This is a genomic window from Nostoc cf. edaphicum LEGE 07299, from assembly GCF_015207245.1.
Classification (GTDB): domain Bacteria; phylum Cyanobacteriota; class Cyanobacteriia; order Cyanobacteriales; family Nostocaceae; genus Nostoc; species Nostoc edaphicum_B.
Window position 1 is genome coordinate 1 of the sequence record NZ_JADEXF010000607.1, and the last position, 3,746, is coordinate 3,746.

Annotated in this window: 3 protein-coding genes; all 3 read left to right on the forward strand. The window is 42.6% G+C overall.

Features of this window, described 5'->3' with window-relative positions; all coding sequences use genetic code 11:
• On the forward strand, positions 1 to 364 hold a 364-nt coding region (locus tag IQ229_RS17645; RefSeq protein WP_194045917.1), incomplete at its 5' end, for a MerR family transcriptional regulator.
• Between the two features lie 75 nt (positions 365 to 439).
• Positions 440 to 2,662 carry a type I restriction endonuclease subunit R gene (locus tag IQ229_RS17650; protein WP_194045919.1) on the forward strand — a complete coding sequence of 741 codons (2,223 nt, stop codon included), beginning with the start codon at positions 440 to 442 and terminating at the stop codon, positions 2,660 to 2,662.
• A gap of 9 nt (positions 2,663 to 2,671) precedes the next feature.
• The coding region (locus IQ229_RS17655; protein WP_194045921.1) for a type I restriction-modification system subunit M at positions 2,672 to 3,746 on the forward strand (1,075 nt) is incomplete at its 3' end.

Below are 3,746 nucleotides of genomic sequence, written 5' to 3' on the forward strand. Positions count from 1 at the left end.
GTATTGGCGAGAGAGGGGGGTGATCGTTCCTGTCATTAGTGATACTGGAACAGGACGTAGTATTTATTACTCAAAGTCTAATTTGCTGGAACTGGCTGCAATGTCATATTGGCTATCTGTGGGGTTAAGTTTTGACATAGCCAGCACCACGTTGAAAAAGCTGAAAGACCAAGAGCCGGAGTTATTTACTTCAGGCAAAGGTAAGCGGTTTATGTTGTTGTTACAAGCGCAGGAGCGATCGCTTGAGCTTGTGGAGTTTGACAGAAAAAAGGCGATCGCATCTTTGGATGCAGGTAAGCCTGTAATCCCCGTGTGGTTGGACGAAATTTATCAAAAGTTGGCGCTGAAGTTGGGAAAAAGTTAAAACTTCTGGGATAAAGCGGAAAAAGCACTGACGCTGAGGGCTTCGTGCTAACTTTGGTAAGACAGGAGTGATTTGATGAGCGACTTTAGCAAAGAGACAGACGCACGTATTAATATTGATGACCTTCTCCGCCAAGCAGGATGGAACCCGGCTGATAAATCTCAGGTAATGACTGAAATTTCGGCTCAAATGGCAGATGGTAGGAGAGGAAGAGCCGATTATCTACTACTTGACCAAAGAGGTCGTCCCTTGGCTGTGATTGAAGCTAAGAAGCGTGCGATTGAGCCTTATGTTGCTAAAAATCAAGCACTCCCCTATGCTCGGAAGTTGGAAGCACCGTTTATTTTTCTCAGTAATGGCGAACTAATTTATTTTTGGGATTATCAGAATGATGATGCCCGGATTGTTAATTCTTTTTTCTCACGGCGAGACTTAGAGCGATTGCTTGAAATGCGCTCAACCCGTCAACCTCTAGCTACTATTGAAATTCCTGAGTATTACACTCGACAGGGAGAAATTCGCTTAGTCCGTCCCTATCAAAGGGAAACGATGCAAGCTATTGACCATGCGGTTGAATTGGGCAAACGGCGATTTTTACTTGAATTGCCAACTGGGACAGGTAAAACTGATTTAATTTGCTTGCAATTAAAACGCTTAATTCAATCGGGATATGCAGAAAAAATCCTGTTTTTAGTGGATAGAGAACAATTAGCAAAACAGGCATTAGAAGCAATTCAAGATGTTTTGCAGCGTAATAGCTACTGGCTTAAACCGAGTGTGATCCGGCAAGAGCAGCAAATTACAGTTTGCCTACTCCAAACAATGATTAGCCGTTATCGGGAGTTTACTAGCGGCTATTTTGATGTTGTTGTGGCTGATGAATGTCACCGTTCGATTTATGGTGTTTGGCAGACAGCACTTACTCATTTTGATGCGTTTCATATTGGTTTAACTGCTACACCAGCAGCTTACATTGAACGCAATACTTTCGATTTCTACAACTGCCGAAATGAGCAGCCAGATTTTAATTACTCTATTCAAACAGCATTTGAGCAAAAGTATCTTGTTCCCTATCGATTCGCTACTGGCATCACTGAAATTATTGCTGAAGGTGCTGAAGTTGATGAGGTTTATTATGACCCAGCAGCCTTTGAACGCAAGTGGACTAATGAGGCGAGTAACCGCCTAATGATGCAGGAATTTGACAGACTGGCTTGGGAGAATTATCAAGAATTAGCACCAGGACAAAAGATTGGACCTGGTAAGTCAATAGTATTTGCTTTGACAAAAAATCATGCGGCAAGGTTAACCAGATATTTGAACGAGTTACATCCAGAATGTAAGGGGCGTTACGCTGAAGTAATTACAAGTGATGTTGCTAATGCCGATGATTTAATTCGTCAGTTCAAATATGAGGATTCCCCACAAGTTGCAGTCAGTGTTGATATGCTCAATACTGGCTTTGATTGCCGGGAAGTTTTGCACTTAGTTATGTGTCGTACAGTGCGGAGTCCAATTCTTTATCAGCAAATTCGTGGACGAGGGACAAGGACTGCGCCACATATTGATAAACGCAAGTTTGTTATTTATGATTTTTTCAGAAATCACGAATATTTTAATGATAGCGATACTGATATTTATGCCGACACTGGTCGAGGTCATGTATCAACTAGAAGCAACCAGCAACAATCCCGTCCTCGGTCAGAATTAATTGAATTAGGGCTGAGGGATAGATGGCAGCAATATGTCAGTTATGTAGAAGTAGGTACAGAAGGGGAACGGGTTGATAAGCGGGATTATCTCACTAACTGGGAGCAAACTATTCAATCTGCTGTAACTAATGATCCAATACTCCAGAAAATCCGGGATGGAGAATTGTTGACGGAAACAGAAGAAACGGAACTGGTGCGGCGTTTGAATACACCCCGATACTACTTTAATGAAGAAAACCTGCGGCGAGCTTACCGAAATTATAATAATAGCCTGATTGATTTTATTCGGGCTGCATTGGGAACATTAAAAATTAAAAGTCACGAAGAATTACTGGAAGAAAACTTTAGAGCTTGGTTGGTTTCTCACTCTTTTGCACCAGCCCAAGCTCAGTATCTTTCTTTGTTGAAGAATCGGGGTATTGCCAAAGGTCAGCTAACCATAGATGATTTATTCTTGCCACCCCTCTCAGTTCTCAATGCTGCTGGTTTAGGTATAGAACTGTTTGGTGAGCAGGGATTGCGGGATATTTTTGATGAATTAAACCGCTCTGTGTTCGCGGTGGATGCTACAGGTACAGAGGGTTAAGAGAAAAATATGGATTCAGAAATTCGTCGCAAACTCAAGCATATTACTGATACTTTATGGGCTGGAGGGGTAACAAATCCTGTCACCTACATTGAGCAGATTTCTTACCTGATATACCTGAAGCTGTTGGATGAAGAGGAAGCAAATCGGGAGTTACGCGATCGCCTCATAAGTAATAATGGTAATGCTAAATTACTATTTCCCCAGCAAGCAGAACGTTATCGCTGGTCGAAATGGCGTTTCAAGAGTGGTACTGAACTGCGCGACTTTCTGCGGGATGAAGTTTTCCCCTACATGGCGAATTCTTTGCTGAAAGATGAGCCAAAAGTGGCAGAGTATTTCCGGGATGCGGTTTTAGAAATTAATGACCCGAATGTTCTCAAGTTGGTAGTTGATGAACTGGATACCTTGGATTTCCTCAAAATGGGTCAGGATGTCAAAGGTGATATTTTTGAGTACCTGTTAACCCATTTAGGTCAATCTGCGCTTAATGGTCAATTCCGTACTCCCCGACAGATACGGGCGTTTATGGTGGAGATGGTTGACCCTGATTTGGGGGATACTATCTGTGATTTGGCTTGTGGAACAGCAGGATTTTTGATTGATAGTATTGAGTATATTTTGGCTAAATACAGCGAAAATCCCATAGAAGTACCGATTTACGGTGAGGATTGGCTGGAAAAACGGGGACTGACTTTGGCTCAAGCAAAACAGCAAATCCCCAATCTCCAGACTTATCGCAAAGGAAATGGGGATAGATTACCTGACTGGAAACTGTTGGAAGAGTCGATTTATGGCTTTGATGTCTCCCGCCAGATGATGCGAATTTCGATGATGAACTTGGTGCTGCATGGAATTCGCAATGCCAAGCTGAAAGTAGCAAATGTGTTGTCAGATATGGGGGGGCTGACAGAAGATGATTTGCGCCGTCGCTATAAAGTGATGTTTGATAATCCCCCTTTTGCGGGAACATTACCCAAAGATTCTATCCGTGCGGATTTACCGACAAATTCCAAAAAAAGTGAATTGCTGTTTTTGGCTGCAATCATGAAGTCTTTGGTAGCTGGTGGAATGTGTGCGGTAG

Excerpts from the sequence above, each read along its gene's own strand:
- IQ229_RS17650 (WP_194045919.1), top strand. The coding sequence starts at position 440 with ATGAGCGACTTTAGCAAAGAGACAGACGCACGTATTAATATTGATGAC.